This window comes from Acinetobacter sp. 1294596 (assembly GCF_000582925.1).
In the GTDB taxonomy this organism is placed as follows: Bacteria; Pseudomonadota; Gammaproteobacteria; order Pseudomonadales; family Moraxellaceae; genus Acinetobacter; species Acinetobacter radioresistens.
In genome coordinates, this window is record NZ_JFCC01000005.1 from 1 (window position 1) to 16,655 (window position 16,655).

Consider the following 16,655-nt stretch of genomic DNA (forward strand, 5'->3'; position numbering starts at 1 on the left):
AAAGTAGGTAAAATTTACATTAAAATAAATGAAGCATTGATATTAAAGTAGTTATAAGTATGTCTAAATTTATATCCCAGAAGAATGATTATATAAGTATATTGAAGTCACACTTATGAATACCTAACTCAAATGCTTTAAATAAAACTCATCCTTAGTTATAACAAAACTTATTACTAGCTCCCTTATAGTGAAGATGTTCGTTTGATAACGACCAACCTGAAACCAACTCAATATTTGTTATGAGGTGTGAAATGGCTAATCAAGATAATAAACGCGACAATAACCAGCGCCAGCAACAGGGCAGCAATAATCAGCAACAGCAAAGTGGCAGTAATAATCAGAAACAGCAAGGTGGTGGCGGCCAAAATAGTCGTCAGCAAAGTCAACAAAGTGGCAATAACAGCTCAGGACGCGGCTTTGCTAGTATGGATGCAGATAAACAGCGCGAAATCGCTAGTAAAGGTGGTAAAGCAGCCCATGAAAGTGGTAATGCACATGAGTTTACCTCAGAGGAAGCTCGTGAAGCAGGCTCACAAAGCCACAAAAATGATAGATAATTATCAAGGACTTTAATTTTATTAAGAAGTCTTTAGATAATTTTCTAAAAGGAAAGGGTTGCTTGGAGCAACCCTTTCCTTGTACTTCTGATATATAATTTGGTATGAATCGGATGAGGGTGTCAGATCTTGGCGTGAGTTCCATATTTATCGATCATGATTGAACTTGCTTCATTTAAGCCAATTACTTCACAGGAAGTACCGCGCTCGGTAAATTTTTTGATAACGGAATCCAGCATAGCTACAGAGGTTACATCCCAAATATGGGAATGGGTAAGATCAATAATTACTTTTTCCACCTGTTCATTAAAATTAAAACTCTGGTAAAAACGTTCGGATGAACTGAAAAAGATCTGTCCCACCAAGCTGTAAATTCGGACACCTTCCTTCAAAGCAGATTCAACTCGAATATCATTTTCCAGTTTGTTGGCTAAAAACAGTGCAGAGAGCAACACACCAGTCAGTACGCCCAAAGCCAAGTTATGAGTGGCAACTACGACCACCACAGTTGCGATCATTACACTGTTGCTACTCTTCGGGTTTTTATGAAACTGTATGACTGATTGCCAGTTAAATGTGCTAATTGAAACCATAATCATGACTGCCACTAAAGCTGCCATTGGTATCAACTTAAGCCAGTCACTGATAAATACCACCAGAATTAAAAGAAATATCCCTGCACAGAAAGTCGATAAACGTTGTCGACCGCCAGATTTCACATTAATCATTGACTGTCCAATCATGGCACAGCCAGCCATACCCCCCATAAAGCCGGTAACAATATTTGCAATACCTTGTCCTTTACATTCTTGATGCTTATCACTTGAAGTATCAGTCATTTCATCCACAATACTGGCGGTCATCATTGACTCTAAAAGGCCTACTGCAGCCAGAGCAATAGAATAAGGCAAAATAATTCTGAGCGTTTCAAAGTTAAGCGGAATGTCTGGTATAAGAAATACGGGCAGACTATCAGGTAAAGTACCCATATCGCCTACAGTACGTATATCACTATTCAACCAGATTGAAAGCAGGCTAATCACGACAATACACACCAACGGGGAAGGTAACCAGCTGCCAAGTCTTGGAACATAGGGAAATAGATAGATAATACTAAGGCCTACAGCAACAAATAGATAAACCTGCCAGCTGACATTGATGAGTTCAGGTAATTGAGCCATAAAAATTAAAATGGCGAGGGCATTTACAAATCCAATCACCACAGATTTAGATACAAAACGCATCAGCTTGGCCAGTTTGAGGTAACCAGCCAGTATCTGGATGATGCCAGTCAGTATGGTAGCCGCAAGTAGATACTGTAATCCATGCTCTTTAACCAGAGTAACCATAACTAAAGCCATAGCTCCAGTTGCAGCTGAAATCATGGCAGGTCTGCCCCCTACAATGGCAATTACTACTGCCATAGAAAATGAAGCATATAAACCGACTTGCGGATCGACTCCGGCAATAATTGAAAAGGCAATTGCCTCGGGAATAAGTGCCAGACCTACTACCAGTCCAGCCAGCACATCAGCACGAATGTTTGAAAACCACTGTTCACGGAAAGAAGACAACATAAAGAAAGCCCGTATTTTTATTGGAACAGGCGAGTGAGGTGACAATATTGTGAAAAAGACATAATTACGCCACACCACTAACCTTTAATATAGCAATGAGAAATTACTTCTAGGAAATGAGTAATCAGGGTGGCGTAAGAAACATAGAAAATAGTAAGAAGGTTTAGATTATAGGGCACCGAGAATAACACGTTTCAAGTTCTTAGAAAATTGGTGCTGATCTTATCGGCCATAGTGTTAAAAGAAATTCAGTTTTAAAATGCATGAAGCATTACGCTTTTGATAAAATTACATCAAGATTTTTTGATAACAACTAAAGATAAGAGATATGAAAACAGTTATAACGGTAATCGCAGCAGTTACAGTCGTCTCGGTAGGCTATATAACCTATCATAGTATCCAGCAAAAACGTCAGCAGGAGATCAAGCAGGTCATCCAGGAAGCACAGAGCTCTTTAGAGCAGGCTCAGCACAACCCGCATCATCTCGAACGGAGTACTTTCCCGGCGCTTGATACTGCAGGGAAATCCGTTCAGACTGAAAAAATGTAGAGATTTTTATACTTTTTTGGGGTTAACGGGAGAGAAAATAAAAAACTTGCAAGTTTATTTAAAATTAAGCGCCTGATTTTAAATATTTTAAAAATAGTAAGTGTTCCAAATTAATCTAAGAAGATTAAACCTGATAATCAAAAATAAAATCAGTGTGTTATAATCTGGCCGAAAAAATTTAGCGGGTGGATTTAAGTTCACACTTTTTTCTACAGGTTAGATGAAAAAGCTGCATAAGATGATGCAGCTTTTTTGTTTGCCTCGCCTATTAGTGGCACTCATCAAGTGTTTAGTAAGTTTGGGCTCAGGTGCAGCTTGAAGATGGGAAGTAATTAGGATGGCATAGGTCTTGCTGTTTTATCCAGAATTACTTGCACAATATCTGATTTTGATGCATTTAAATTTTATAGCAGTGTGGTGATTTGAGGCTTTTCAGGCCGAGGATTCAATCGCAAAGATCTTAATTCTCAGGGGCGATGTAATGACAACTCCCAATACCTCAGCCGGTATGCTTGAGCGCTTGTTCAAGCTCAGCGAAAATAAAACCAGTTTTAGAACAGAAGTTCTAGCAGGTGTAACCACATTCTTGACAATGTGTTACATCATTATTGTTAATCCAATGATTTTATCCGAAACCGGAATGGATCATGGAGCTGTCTTTGTCGCAACCTGTCTTGCAGCCGCAATTGGCTGTCTGGTTATGGGAATTGTGGCCAATTATCCAATTGCCCTTGCACCAGGTATGGGACTAAATGCCTATTTTACTTATTCAGTGTGTTTAGGGATGGGGGTGCCTTGGCAAACGGCACTAGCTGCGGTATTTGTTTCAGGTCTGGTATTTATTGCTATCAGTATGTTCAAAATCCGTGAGGCAATCGTTAATGCCATTCCCATGTCATTAAAACTGGCGATTGGCGGCGGTATTGGGCTGTTTTTAGCCTTGGTCGCGCTCAAGAATGCCGGCATTATTGTAGATAATCCGGCTACTTTGGTAGGGCTGGGCGATATCAAACAGCCAACAGTTTTACTGGCCCTGTTAGGTTTCTTTCTTATTGTCATCATGCATCATTTTAAGGTCCGTGGTGCAATCATTCTCAGTATTCTGGTCGTAACTGCAATTGCAACTGCTTTAGGCCTGAATGAATTTAAAGGCATAGTAGGTGCTGTGCCATCATTGGCTCCAACATTGTTACAAATGGACTTTGAGGGCCTGTTTACGGCCAGTCTGGTAGGGGTGATTTTTGTATTCTTCCTGGTTGACCTGTTTGACTCTACCGGTACTCTTGTAGGGGTTTCTCATCGTGCTGGCCTGCTTAAAGATGGCAAGTTACCACGCTTGAAGAAAGCATTATTTGCTGACTCTACTGCCATTGTAGCTGGGGCCGCACTAGGCACTTCATCTACTACGCCTTATATTGAATCTGCATCGGGTGTGGCTGCAGGCGGCCGTACTGGCTTAACTGCTGTTGTCGTCGGTTTCATGTTTCTGGCGTGTTTGTTCCTGGCACCGTTAGCCCAGTCTGTACCGGGTTTCGCGACAGCACCGGCTTTACTGTTTGTTGGGGTATTAATGATCCAGGGTATTACCCATATTGAATGGGATGATATTACTGAAGCGGTTCCTGCTTTCCTGACTATCGTTTTCATGCCTTTTACCTATTCAATTGCTGATGGTATTGCTATGGGCTTTATCAGCTATGCACTGGTGAAGCTTTTTACAGGCAAAGCAAGTACGGTTCCTTACATGGTATGGATCATTGCCGTGTTATGGGTAATCAAATTTGTTGCTTTTGGTGGCTAATTTTTATACATCATTCAGGGTGTAAACGGAAGTTTGCACCCTTTTTATTTATTGCGAATTCCAAGGAGAGACCATGAGTCATACTGAACTCATTCGTGCTTTACCTAAAGCTGAACTGCATGTACATATTGAAGGGACGTTTGAGCCTGAACTCATGTTTGAAATTGCACAGCGTAATCAGATTGATATTCCTTATAAGTCTGTAGAAGAGGTAAGACAGGCATATAATTTTCATAACCTGCAGTCATTTCTTGATATTTATTATGCAGGGGCAAATGTACTCATTCATGAAGAAGATTTCTATGACCTGGCTTGGGCATATTTTAAAAAATGTGCTGAAGATCATGTAGTACACACTGAAATATTCTTTGACCCGCAAACTCATACAGATCGTGGCATAGCATTTGAAACAGTTCTGAATGGTTTGCAACGTGCCTGTAATGATGCAAAAACAAAATTGGGTATCAGCTCATACCTTATTATGTGCTTTTTACGCCATTTAAGTGAAGAAGCAGCATTGAAAACTCTGGAGCAGGCACTTCCTTATAAGAATCAGATTATTGCAGTAGGCCTGGATTCAAGTGAAGTCGGCCATCCACCAGCCAAATTTACCCGGGTTTTTGCCAAAGCCCGCGAAGCAGGCTTTTTGGTGGTTGCACATGCGGGTGAAGAAGGTCCACCAGAATATGTTTGGGAGGCTTTAGACCTGTTAAAGGTTAACCGGATTGATCATGGTGTGCGTTCTGAGGAAGATCCGGTACTCATGCAGCGGCTGATTCAGGAAAAAATGCCTCTTACAGTTTGTCCGCTGAGTAATCTGAAACTTTGTGTAGTGGATGATATGCAGCAGCATAATATCCACCGACTGTTACAGCAGGGCGTTAAAGTAACAGTAAATTCAGATGATCCATCTTATTTTGGTGGTTATATGAATGATAATTTCTTTGCTATTCAAAAAGCGCTAAATTTGTCTGAAGCTGAACTTAAACAGTTAGCGATTAATTCTTTTGAGGCAGCTTTTATAGACAATACTGAAAAGCAATCATGGATTAAGAAAATTCAAGCTCTGTAATCAATTAAAATGAAATCAATAGGTTTACTCTATGTAGGCCTGTTGATTTATTGTTATAAAAAGTAAGCTGAAAAAAATAGTGATAAAAGCCTTATATGATCAGGAAACAAATGTGCAATTTAACTGATCAATATTATTTATTATGCCTGATTATCTTATTTTTACAGATTTAGATGGAACACTATTAGGCCACGATACTTATACTTATACGGAAAATCTGGAGCTAATCAGACAGCTTAAAAGATGTTACCCTATTATTTTATGCAGCAGTAAAACCGCATTAGAAATTAAAAATTTACAAAAAAAATTAGGTCTAGTAGATATGCCGTTTGTTGCAGAAAACGGGGCATATATATTTTTTAATTCTTTCTATCAGTTTCAGAGTCCGGTCAGGCAGGCAGCCATTACTGAAGCATTACACCAACTCCGTATACAGTACCATTTGAATTTTCAGCTTTTTAGTGAACATACATCCCAGCAGATTGCTGAGTTAACCGGATTAAGCTTAGCTAAATCATGTCAAGCCCTACAACGGTTTTATAGTGAAGTGATTATCTGGGGTAGCAATCCACAATATGAGCAGCAAATTATTGCCCGGCACTTGGCCAAAAACTTGCATATAGTACATGGCGGGCGCTTCAGTCATGTATTGAGTACAGCATGTGATAAATCTATAGCAGTACGCTGGCTACAGCAATTTTATCCAGCTGAAGCTGTCCGGATTGGCTTGGGAGACAGTGAGAATGATATTGATATGCTAAAAGCCTGTGAGCATGCTGTGGTTGTAAAGCGTCCTTATAAACCGGTCCTTCAATTTGCGCATAATTCTGTCTACTACTCTCAGAAAATGGCTCCAGCAGGCTGGAAAGAAGGTCTTGAATACTTTTTAGAACAATAAATGGAGAGAAAATAATGGTCGATTTTGCACAAGAAGGTATGATTACGACGATTCATGATCTAAAGCAGCGCCAGCTGGAAGATTATGAAAATGAATTGCGTGAATTTACTAAATATAGACCGGTTACCTTAGTTTTACCTTCACTTTATTCTGAGCTGGAAAGGCCTGCACTTACTAAAATTGTGCAGGAATTGAAAGAAGCTGATTATATCCAGCAGATTATCATTGGACTGGATCAAGCTAATCCTGAACAATTTAAGCATGCCAAGGAGTTTTTTTCCGAGCTACCTCAGCCGCATACTATTTTATGGAACGACGGACCGCGTTTACAGAAAATCCATCAGCATCTTGAAGAATTAAAAGTTGCACCTTCGCAACGTGGAAAAGGCCGTAACGTCTGGTACTGTGCTGGCTATGCACTAGCTGAAAGTAACAGTAAGGTCGTGGCACTCCATGACTGTGATATCAGTACATATCAGCGTGATATGCTGGTGCGGTTAATTTATCCTATGGTTCATCCACAGTTTAATTTCCAGTTCTCTAAAGGATATTATGCCCGCGTAGCTGAGCATAAAATGAATGGCAGGGTATCCCGCCTGCTGGTTTCTCCACTCTTACTTGCACTCAAGAAAGTCTTTGGCCCACTGGATTATCTGCTTTATCTTTCAGCCTTCCGTTATCCACTTTCAGGCGAAATGGCAATTCATCTGGATGCATTACGTGATTTAAAAGTTTCAGGTGACTGGGGGCTGGAAATTGGAGTTCTTTCTGAAATCTATCGTAATTATTCTACCAAACGGATCTGTCAGGTAGATATTGCTGACCGCTATGAACATAAGCATCAAAATGTAGTGAATTCAAATGGAGAGGGTGGCTTGAAGCGTATGAGCCGTGATATTGCTCTAGCACTTTTTCGTAAACTTGCCACGCTGGGCGTTCCAGTTAGCCTAGATAATATCCGGATTCTTCGTGCAACTTATTATCGAAATGCTTTAGATATGATTGATCACTATTATTATGATGCAATAACCAATGGTTTACATTATGACCGGCATAGTGAAGAAAATACGGTTGAACTTTTTGCCCAGAGTATTGTTGAGGCGGGAGAGCAGTTTATGAATTTTCCGAATCAGCAGTCGTTTATTCCAAGCTGGAACCGTGTACATTCAGCTTGTCCAAGTATTTATAAGGATATTAAACAGGCAGTAGCGCTCGATAATATGTGATTTGAAGATTCTTTAGGCAGTTATTTACATTTAACAGTGTTGAGATACTTCATAATCTTTAAAATTGGTCCAAAATTTATATATACACTGATAAAGGATAAACATGAAGAAATCTATATATGTACTGGCACCTTTAGCCTTAATTTTATCGGCGTGTACAACTTCAGGAATAGAGCAATCGGCCAATACCATCACAACTACACAGCAATTAGGAGCAGCTGCCATTAAAGTGGCAGTAAATGCAAAATGTAATACTGAACTAAACAACCAGCCCGCTTGGCAAAATATAACTAAGGTAATGACAGCTGAGCAGAAACAGGCAGTTCAGGCCGATATTTGTGGTTGTGTGAGTGATAAAGCTCCACAAAATATAACAACTGTGGATCTGGCTACAGCAGCGATTGATCCGGCTGCACGTACCACCATCATAACCAATGCAGTCACTAAAACAATTAATGCATGTGTAGCAGAAGTTTTAAATTAAGTTTTTTCAGTATTGAGCAGGATGATACAATCAGCCTGCTTTTTTATGAGTAAATAGTTTGATGAAAATCGCAGGTGTAGATGAAGCAGGGCGTGGACCATTGGTAGGTGCTGTCGTGGCAGCTGCAGTCATTCTCGATCCAGCTCGTCCAATCGAAGGTTTGAATGATTCCAAAAAACTGACAGAAAAAAAACGTGAAAAGCTTTTTGTCGAAATTCAGGAAAAAGCTTTGGCTTGGTACATTGCAGAAGCAAGTGCTACTGAAATTGATGAAATAAATATCTTGCAGGCTTCATTACTGGCAATGCGCCGTGCTGTGGAAGGCTTATCAATTCAACCGGATAAAGTGCTGGTCGATGGTAATAAGGAACCTGCTGGCCTACAGATGAGCTGTGAAGCTGTAGTAGGAGGGGATGCTTTATACCAGGAAATTTCGGCCGCAAGTATTCTGGCTAAAGTAGCACGTGACCGGCAAATGGTCTTACTAGATCAACGTTACCCACATTACGGTTTTGCCAAACATAAAGGTTATCCGACCAAAGCTCATTTTGAGGCAATTGGTATACATGGTGTAATTGATGAGCATCGGCGTAGCTATGCGCCGGTTAAGAAGGTCTTGGCTTTGTTAAATGAGTAATAATTTTATCTAATTTCTTAATCACCTTAAAATATTAAAGCGGCCAATAAAGCCGCTTTACTAATCAAGAATGGCCATCTGCTATCGATTAAAATCATTTTGTGAATAATTCTCATCTTCGAAAGAAGGCTGATAGTCTTGGTCGAGGTGTTGAAGATGTTCATGCATCGCACGTTCATGCTGAATACGTTGGTAAATCTCTTCCCGGTGAACAGATACTTCTTTTGGAGCATTGACACCAATACGGACCTGGTTGCCCTTTACTCCAAGTACAGTAACACTGACTTGGTCCCCAATCATTAATGTTTCTCCGACGCGACGGGTCAGAATCAGCATGTTTATCTCCTTGCTAAACGCTAAACCTGCAAAAGCTCTAATCAAAAAAGCGAAAAGTCACAACCTTGGTATCAGAGAAAATTTTAACAGGATTATATGACAAATTAGGTAGCTGAATAAATTCTACTAAAATTTTCCAATAACCTTAATCGGTAATATAACAGAGCCACTATAGAAAAAACTATAGTGGCTTTGATTTTTTATTCTTATTCTCTGAAAGAACAGTATAACTATTGTTCTTTCAGAAAAGGCACTTAAGCGCGAACGCTGGATTCACCATGCTCGCGGTCTAGACCAAACGTAGTGTGTAAAGAGCGTACAGCCAGCTCCAGATAATTCTCTTCAATGATGACAGAGATCTTAATTTCAGATGTAGAAATCATCAGAATATTGATGCCTTCTTCAGCCAGACCAGTAAACATTTTGCTTGCTACGCCTGCGTGGGAACGCATGCCAACACCGACAATAGAAACTTTGACGATATCATCACGAGTTGCAACTTCACGCGCACCAATCGCTTTAGCTGTTTCTTCAAGAATAGCTTTTGCTTTAGCCAGCTCACCACGGTTAACAGTGAAGGTGAAATCCGTAGTTCCATCTTCTTCAACATTCTGGATAATCATGTCGACTTCGATATTGGCTGCACCAATCGGAGACAGAATTTTAGATGCAATACCCGGCTCGTCAGGAACTCCTAAAATAGTCAGTTTTGCTTCGTCACGGTTAAACGCGATACCTGAGATGATTGGCTGTTCCATGTTATCTTCCGCTTCTGTAGTGATGAGTGTGCCCACGTTCTTTTTGAATTCTTCGTCAAATGCGCCGTCTTCGTCATTGTCAAAACTTGATAATACGCGCAAAGGAACCTGATATTTACCTGCAAATTCTACAGAGCGGATTTGCAGTACTTTTGAACCAAGAGAGGCCATTTCCAGCATTTCTTCAAAAGAAATACGATCAATTTTTTTAGCTTTTGGAGCAACACGGGGATCAGTGGTATAGACACCATCAACATCGGTGTAAATCTGGCATTCATCTGCTTTTAGTGCTGCAGCAAGTGCTACACCAGTTGTATCTGAGCCGCCACGACCAAGCGTTGTGGTATTGCCCAGTTCGTCTACACCCTGAAAGCCGGCAACTACGATCACACGACCTGCATCGAGGTGTTGGGTCATAACGTCAGTGTCAATTGATTCGATACGTGCCTTGGTGAATGCGCTATCGGTTTTAATGCCAACCTGGCGTCCGGTCAATGATTTAGCGTCAACGCCAATAGAGTTCAGCGCCATTGCTAACATGGAAATCGTTACCTGTTCACCCGTAGAAACCATCTGGTCAAGTTCGCGTGGGTCAGGATTTTCGGTAATGGCTTTCGCGAGAGCAAGTAAGCGGTTGGTTTCACCACTCATTGCTGACACTACTACCACTACCTTGTGGCCGTGCTCATGCCAGCGCTTCACACGACGAGCAACATTTAAAATGCGCTCGGGGGTACCCATAGAAGTACCGCCATATTTTTGAACGATTAATGCCATAGTTGTTCCATATAAGCCATGACCCCGATTTCACCGATCAGGGTCAGTTACACAAAAAGTGAAGTTTATTTTGCTTCAAGCCAAGCAGTTAAATCTGCCATGACCTGTTCAAACTTCTCGTTAAGTGGCGCGCCACCTTGTGCCAAGTCAGGTTTACCTCCACCTTTGCCACCGAGTTCAGTTGCAAGATGTTTAATGATGTCACCTGCCTTGATAGATGAAGTGAAGTCTTTTGCTACAGATGCAATCAGGCTGACTTTGTCGCCGTCTACACCTGCAAGTACAATCACTGCATGGTCTAGTTTAGACTTGGTACTGTCGTGCAGGTTACGAAGAGATTTCGCATCCATACCCTGAACAGTGGTGATCAGTGTAGAACGCCCCGCCACAGTCTGAACTTGGCTTAAAAGTTCAGCTGCCTGGAAGTTTGCCAACTTTTGGTTGAGCTGTTCAATCTGCTTCTGTAATGCGGATACATTTTCAACCGCAGTTTGAACACGCTCTACAGTTTGATCTTTTTGTGCTTTTAACAAGCTGTTAATCTGATGAATATCAGAATCTGCCTTTTGAACCAGCTCAAGCGCTTTCGTACCTGTCACTGCTTCAATACGTCGAATACCTGCGGCCACACCACTTTCAGAAGTGATTTTAAATAGACCAATATCACCTGTACGTTTAACATGAATACCACCACAGAGCTCAACTGAGAAGTTTTTCTCTTCAATAATCGAACCCATAGATAACACACGTACTTCACTGCCATATTTCTCGCCAAACAGCATCATTGCACCTTTGGTTTTGGCAGTTTCAATATCCAGCAGTTCGGTAGTCACAGCAGTATTTGCAATAACCTCAGCATTAACAAGACGTTCGATTTGTTGAAGCTGCTCGAAAGTGACAGGCTGGTCATTGGCAAAGTCAAAACGCAAAATGTCGGAAGCAACCAGAGAGCCTTTTTGCTGTACATGCGAACCCAGAATCTGGCGAAGCGCAGCATGCAACAAATGTGTTGCTGAGTGATTACGCGCAGTTGCTGCACGAAGTTCTGCTTTCACGGTTGCTTCTACATTTTGAGTAACTTTTAGGTTACCCATCGTCACGATGCCCTGGTGAACAAAAGCATTGCCAGATTTTTTAGTGTCCTGAACTTCAAAAATACCTGTTTCATTTTTGAAGATACCTGTATCACCAATCTGGCCGCCACTTTCTGCATAAAATGGCGTCTGGTTTAATACGATTAAAGCTTCGTCACCTTCAGTGACTTCATCGACTAGAGTCCCATCTTTATAGATGGCAATAATCTGACCCTGACCTTCAATAGCATCATAGCCACTGAACTCGGTTTCATCTTCAACTTTAACAATGCTGTTATAGTCCACTGCAAACTTGCCTGCTTCACGCGCACGTTGACGCTGGGCAGCCATTTCTTTTTCAAAACCTGCCTCATCAATACTCAAGTCACGTTCACGTGCGATATCCGCTGTCAAGTCAACCGGGAAGCCATAAGTATCGTAAAGTTTAAATACAATTTCACCTGGAATTATTGAGCCTTTTAGCTGAGTCAATTCACCTTCAAGAAGTTTTAAACCTTGCTCGAGTGTTTTTGCAAATTGCTCTTCTTCTTTGATCAGTGCAGCTTCGATACGTGCTTTATTGGCTTCAAGTTCCGGATAAGCTGTACCCATTACTTCAATTAGCGGCTGTAGCATTTTATAGAAGAATGTACCTGTTGCGCCGAGTTTGTTTCCATGACGTACAGCACGACGGATAATACGGCGAAGAACATAACCACGGCCTTCATTAGACGGGTTAACACCGTCAGCAATCAGGAAACAGCAAGAGCGGGCATGATCTGCAACTACTTTTAAAGAAGCCGGGTAATGAACAGGCGTATTTTTTTCTTTAGCTTCGGCTTCAAGTGAAGCGGTATCTACACCAATAATTTCGGCAGCAGCTTTAAGTAAGTGCTGAAACAGGTCAATTTCATAGTTTGAATTAACATGCTGTAAAACTGCGGAAATACGTTCGAGTCCCATACCGGTATCCACAGAAGGTGCCGGAAGTGCATGTAAAACTCCGTCAGCAGTACGGTTAAACTGCATGAAAACGTTGTTCCATATTTCAATAAAGCGATCACCATCTTCTTCAGGAGTGCCTGGCAGTCCGCCCCAAATATGGTCACCGTGGTCATAGAAAATTTCAGAACATGGACCACATGGACCTGTATCACCCATTGCCCAGAAATTATCCGAAGCGTATTTTTCACCTTTGTTATCACCAATACGGATAATGCGCTCGGCATCCAGACCAATTTCCTTGTTCCAGATATCAAAAGCTTCATCATCAGTATGATAAACCGTTGCATATAAACGGTCTTTAGGAAGTGCCAGCCATTGCTCGCTGGTTAAGAATTCCCAGGCAAACTTGATGGCATCACGCTTAAAATAATCACCAAAAGAAAAGTTACCCAGCATTTCAAAGAAAGTATGGTGGCGGGCTGTGTAGCCTACATTGTCGAGGTCATTATGTTTGCCGCCAGCACGTACACATTTCTGGCTAGAGACTGCTCGTACATAATCGCGTTTTTCCGCACCTAAAAAGCAGTCTTTAAACTGGTTCATGCCTGCGTTGGTGAAAAGCAGGGTAGGATCATTGGCGGGTACTAGTGAACTTGACGCGACACGTGTATGCCCTTGCGATTCAAAGTAACGCAAAAATGCTTCACGAATTTCAGCTGATGTCATAAAACGAGTACTCACAACCAAGTCACTCCTTAGTCTTAATTTGGTTAGGTACATCTAATTCTAAGGTCAAAAGGTGACAGCTTAGCGATTGATGTAAAGGTAAAACTTTAAAAAAACGCCAAATTATACCGGAAAATATAAGGGGCACCAACGCTTTTACCATCAAAATAGCGATAAAACCAGGATTATTCAAAAATGCTGTGTCCAAGTACAAGCTGGATGTTTTAACATAGGCATCGTTCTTTTACTGGGTAAAACAAGGATCTGTCATGCAGCGAGTGGCCATCAATGGTTTTGGACGTATCGGTCGAAATGTACTGCGTGCCTGGTTTGAAAACCCGAAAGCCTTTAATTTTGATATTGTAGCCATTAACGATATTGCTGATGTAGAAACTCTGGTTCATCTGTTCAGGTATGATACTACTCACGGCCGTTTTGCTGGGAATGTAGAAATATCACAGAAAAATGAACAGATTGTGCTAAATATTTCTGCCGGTACAAAAACACTTAATGTGCGTGTATTAAATATCGCGGAACCGGCAGCGCTTCCATGGCAGCAGCTTAATGTTGATGTTGTACTGGAATGTACCGGACTATTCCGTTCACGTGAGGCGGCTACCCGACATATTAAGGCTGGTGCGAAACGCGTTATTATAGGTGCTGCACCTTTTGACACGGTGGATGCTGCAATTGTATATGGGGTGAATCATCATGAAATCAAAGCCAGTGACCAGATTATCTCTAGCGTGTCTTGTACCACGCAGGCTTTAGTACCACTCGTCAAGATTATTGATGACGCATTTGGCATAGATACGGCCATGATGACCGAGATTCATGCCGTCACTGCAGACCAGACCGTACTGGATAAAGCTCATCGCGATCTGCGTCGTGCCCGGGCATCAGGTCAGAATATTATTCCTACTACATCTAGTGCATTGGGGGCCTTAAAACGGGTTATGCCCAAAATGGAAAACCGGATTGAAGGTTATTCGATTCGTGTACCTACAATTAATGTCGCGGCTATTGATCTGACCTTTATTTCGCATACGCCTATTACAGTACATAAAATTAATGAAGTATTAATCAAATCCGCGCAATATGATTATGCCCAGATTATGGCGGTGACCGATGAGCCTCTGGTGTCAAGTGATTTTAACCATTCACCTTATTCATTAATTGTCGATCTATCACAAACTCTGGTGGTCGGGCACCAGGCTAAAGTGTTTGCTTGGTATGATAACGAGTGGGGATATGCCAACCGTTTGCTGGATTTATGCCAGTCTTTTGAATAACAGATATATAGAATGAATTGAGAAGGACAACCCGCAAAATATTTACAACACGGTCTTTAACTTTTTCTTGGGGATAATACGATGTTTTTACTGATGTGGGCTTTTATTGCTGTATTAATAATTGCGGTCATTTTTCTGTTCTGGCTAAACTTTCGTAAAGAACAGAATATGGAAACGGACTTGGATCAACAACACCATCTGGAAGAAAAAATTGTTCTTCTGGAAGGGAATCTGAAACGTACGCTAGAAATCATGCAGGAACTGGTTAAAAGTGTACATACTGATCGTGAAATTCTTAGCCAGACCGTAACTAAACTAAATGCGCTCGAACAACAAAATGCAGAGTTGGTGATTTTGCTTAAAAAATACCAAGCTTTGCTTGGAAAGACTGAACTAAAATAAAAGAGTAAAATTGATAATTTATATTTAAAACTGGCTTTATAATTTTGAATTTTCAAAAATTCATTTTATGCTTTGAAGTCTGATACAAAATATAAAGTGTAGCTGCTCTCTGTATGAAAAGTTTAGACAGTAGAGTAAAAGCTCGGTAAAAGTCTCTGTTTTATTTCATTAAACATAAAAATTAGGTCAAGCTTAGAAAGCTTTTATAAAACTGAAAAACTCTGGTGCATGACTGAAATGATCGTGCTAAGATAGGAGAAATCGGGTGTGTTCCCGATTTTTTTATGCGGATCATTTCCGCGCTGACAAGAATTTAGGTTTACCGCATGCCCATTTCAGAGACATGGTTATTACCTGATGGTGTAGCTGATGTATTGCCAGAACAAGCGCAAATAATTGAAAAACTGCGCCGTAAAGCTTTAGATTTCCTCGTCTCACGAGGTTATCAGTTAGTCTATACACCTTTTATAGAATATATCGAATCTCTATCTTCTCTTTCAGAAGCAAATCAAGACCTGGACCTTGCCACTTTCAAGGTAATTGACCAGTTAACAGGCCGGTTACTGGGTATACGTGCAGACATGACTCCGCAAGTAGCCCGTATTGATGCACATGTGCGTCCGGTAGAAGGTGTAGCTCGCTATTGCTACGCAGGTACTGTCTTGCATACTAAACCTCAGGGTTTTAGTGCCACCCGTGCACCGCTGCAACTGGGTGCTGAGCTTTTTGGTTCAGAAAGTATAGATGCTGATGTTGAAATGGTTGACCTGATGATCAGCCTGATTCAGAAAGCTGGCCTGACTGATGGTATTCACCTGGATCTGGGCCATGTAGGACTGTTCCGTAGTCTGGTAAAACAAGCGGCCTTAAATAAAGCTACTGAACACCAACTTTCGGATTTATACCAGCGTAAAGCTCTACCGGAGCTGGCAGAATTTACCCAAACACTTCATTTCGGTTCAGATTTCTATGTACTTGGACGCTATGCCAGTGATCTGGGTGCTTTAGAAGCAAATTTAAGTGCTGAAATTTTAAAGAATGCAGCTTTTAAACAGGCATTTGATGCAGTGAAAACGACGCAGTCTGAAATTCAGGCACGTTGGCCGAACCTGCATATCGGTATCGACGTAGTCGAACTGCGTTCTTACCATTATCATACTGGTCTGATGTATGCCGTGTATGCGCCAAACCGTGCAGCACCACTGGCACAGGGTGGCCGTTATGATGGTATTGGTGAGCATTTCGGACGGGCGCGCCCTGCAACTGGTTTTAGCTGTGACTTATATGCTTTAAGTGCAGGCCAGTTTAATGAGTTAAGTATTGTTGTTGCCCCTAAAGGTACCGATACCGACTTGTTAAAGATGATTGAGCGGTTACGTACAGAAGGGCTGAGTGTAGTTCAGCTGCTTGGACAAGATGACTTGAGTTCTGTGCCAAATGCAACACACCAGTTAGTGCAAGTTGCAGGTCACTGGAATCTCGAAAAAATTTAATCGCCTGTTTGAATGTTCATGTCATTCGAACTGGTTTTCAATTTTAAC

Annotated in this window: 14 protein-coding genes and 1 pseudogene; 11 read left to right on the forward strand and 4 right to left on the reverse strand. The window is 41.3% G+C overall.

The window, feature by feature from the left end:
* Window positions 1-407: 407 nt before the first annotated feature.
* Window positions 408-545 (forward strand): annotated as a pseudogene (locus J502_RS17095) (KGG domain-containing protein); the annotation flags it as partial.
* A gap of 137 nt (window positions 546-682) precedes the next feature.
* Here J502_RS17095 and J502_RS03420 read toward each other — a convergent pair.
* Window positions 683-2,137: a SulP family inorganic anion transporter gene (locus J502_RS03420; RefSeq protein WP_005014988.1), complete on the reverse strand. Its 1,455-nt coding sequence runs from the start codon at window positions 2,135-2,137 to the stop codon at window positions 683-685.
* A 328-nt stretch (window positions 2,138-2,465) separates the two neighbouring features.
* On the opposite strand from J502_RS03420, the gene J502_RS03425 reads away from it, so the two are divergent.
* From J502_RS03425 to rnhB, 7 genes are all read left to right on the forward strand, one after another.
* Window positions 2,466-2,687 carry a hypothetical protein gene (locus J502_RS03425; protein WP_005014986.1) on the forward strand — a complete coding sequence of 74 codons (222 nt, stop codon included), beginning with the start codon at window positions 2,466-2,468 and terminating at the stop codon, window positions 2,685-2,687.
* A gap of 481 nt (window positions 2,688-3,168) precedes the next feature.
* A complete protein-coding gene (locus J502_RS03430; protein WP_005014984.1) occupies window positions 3,169-4,488 on the forward strand; it encodes an NCS2 family permease in 1,320 nt (439 codons plus the stop codon).
* A gap of 73 nt (window positions 4,489-4,561) precedes the next feature.
* A complete protein-coding gene (locus J502_RS03435) occupies window positions 4,562-5,560 on the forward strand; it encodes an adenosine deaminase (RefSeq protein ID WP_005014983.1) in 999 nt (332 codons plus the stop codon).
* Window positions 5,561-5,702: 142 nt separating this feature from the next.
* Complete coding sequence (locus tag J502_RS03440; RefSeq protein WP_034683145.1) at window positions 5,703-6,458, forward strand: HAD-IIB family hydrolase; 756 nt, start codon at window positions 5,703-5,705, stop codon at window positions 6,456-6,458.
* Window positions 6,459-6,472: 14 nt separating this feature from the next.
* A complete protein-coding gene (locus J502_RS03445; RefSeq protein ID WP_005014978.1) occupies window positions 6,473-7,684 on the forward strand; it encodes a glycosyltransferase family protein in 1,212 nt (403 codons plus the stop codon).
* A 103-nt stretch (window positions 7,685-7,787) separates the two neighbouring features.
* Entirely contained in the window at window positions 7,788-8,168 is a 381-nt protein-coding gene (locus J502_RS03450) for a hypothetical protein (protein ID WP_005014977.1), read from the forward strand.
* Between the two features lie 61 nt (window positions 8,169-8,229).
* Window positions 8,230-8,805: a ribonuclease HII gene (rnhB, locus tag J502_RS03455; protein WP_005014975.1), complete on the forward strand. Its 576-nt coding sequence runs from the start codon at window positions 8,230-8,232 to the stop codon at window positions 8,803-8,805.
* Window positions 8,806-8,886: 81 nt separating this feature from the next.
* On the opposite strand, the gene csrA is transcribed toward rnhB, so the two are convergent.
* The 3 genes from csrA to alaS all read right to left on the reverse strand — a co-directional run bounded on the left by csrA (window position 8,887) and on the right by alaS (window position 13,435).
* On the reverse strand, window positions 8,887-9,141 hold the full coding sequence (gene csrA, locus J502_RS03460; RefSeq protein ID WP_005014972.1) for a carbon storage regulator CsrA: 255 nt from the start codon (window positions 9,139-9,141) through the stop codon (window positions 8,887-8,889).
* 254 nt (window positions 9,142-9,395) lie between these two features.
* Window positions 9,396-10,676, reverse strand: a complete 1,281-nt coding sequence (locus J502_RS03465) for an aspartate kinase (protein ID WP_005014971.1) — start codon at window positions 10,674-10,676, stop codon at window positions 9,396-9,398.
* Window positions 10,677-10,741: 65 nt separating this feature from the next.
* Entirely contained in the window at window positions 10,742-13,435 is a 2,694-nt protein-coding gene (gene alaS / locus J502_RS03470; RefSeq protein ID WP_171072012.1) for an alanine--tRNA ligase, read from the reverse strand.
* A gap of 254 nt (window positions 13,436-13,689) precedes the next feature.
* Between alaS and J502_RS03475 the strand changes: the two genes are divergently transcribed.
* The 3 genes from J502_RS03475 to J502_RS03485 all read left to right on the forward strand — a co-directional run bounded on the left by J502_RS03475 (window position 13,690) and on the right by J502_RS03485 (window position 16,607).
* Window positions 13,690-14,712 carry a type I glyceraldehyde-3-phosphate dehydrogenase gene (locus J502_RS03475; RefSeq protein ID WP_005014969.1) on the forward strand — a complete coding sequence of 341 codons (1,023 nt, stop codon included), beginning with the start codon at window positions 13,690-13,692 and terminating at the stop codon, window positions 14,710-14,712.
* A gap of 81 nt (window positions 14,713-14,793) precedes the next feature.
* The gene (locus tag J502_RS03480) at window positions 14,794-15,114 is read left to right on the forward strand and encodes a hypothetical protein (protein WP_005404224.1); all 321 of its coding nucleotides are present in this window, start codon (window positions 14,794-14,796) and stop codon (window positions 15,112-15,114) included.
* A 326-nt stretch (window positions 15,115-15,440) separates the two neighbouring features.
* A complete protein-coding gene (locus J502_RS03485) occupies window positions 15,441-16,607 on the forward strand; it encodes an ATP phosphoribosyltransferase regulatory subunit (protein WP_005404223.1) in 1,167 nt (388 codons plus the stop codon).
* The last annotated feature ends 48 nt before the right edge of the window (window positions 16,608-16,655 follow it).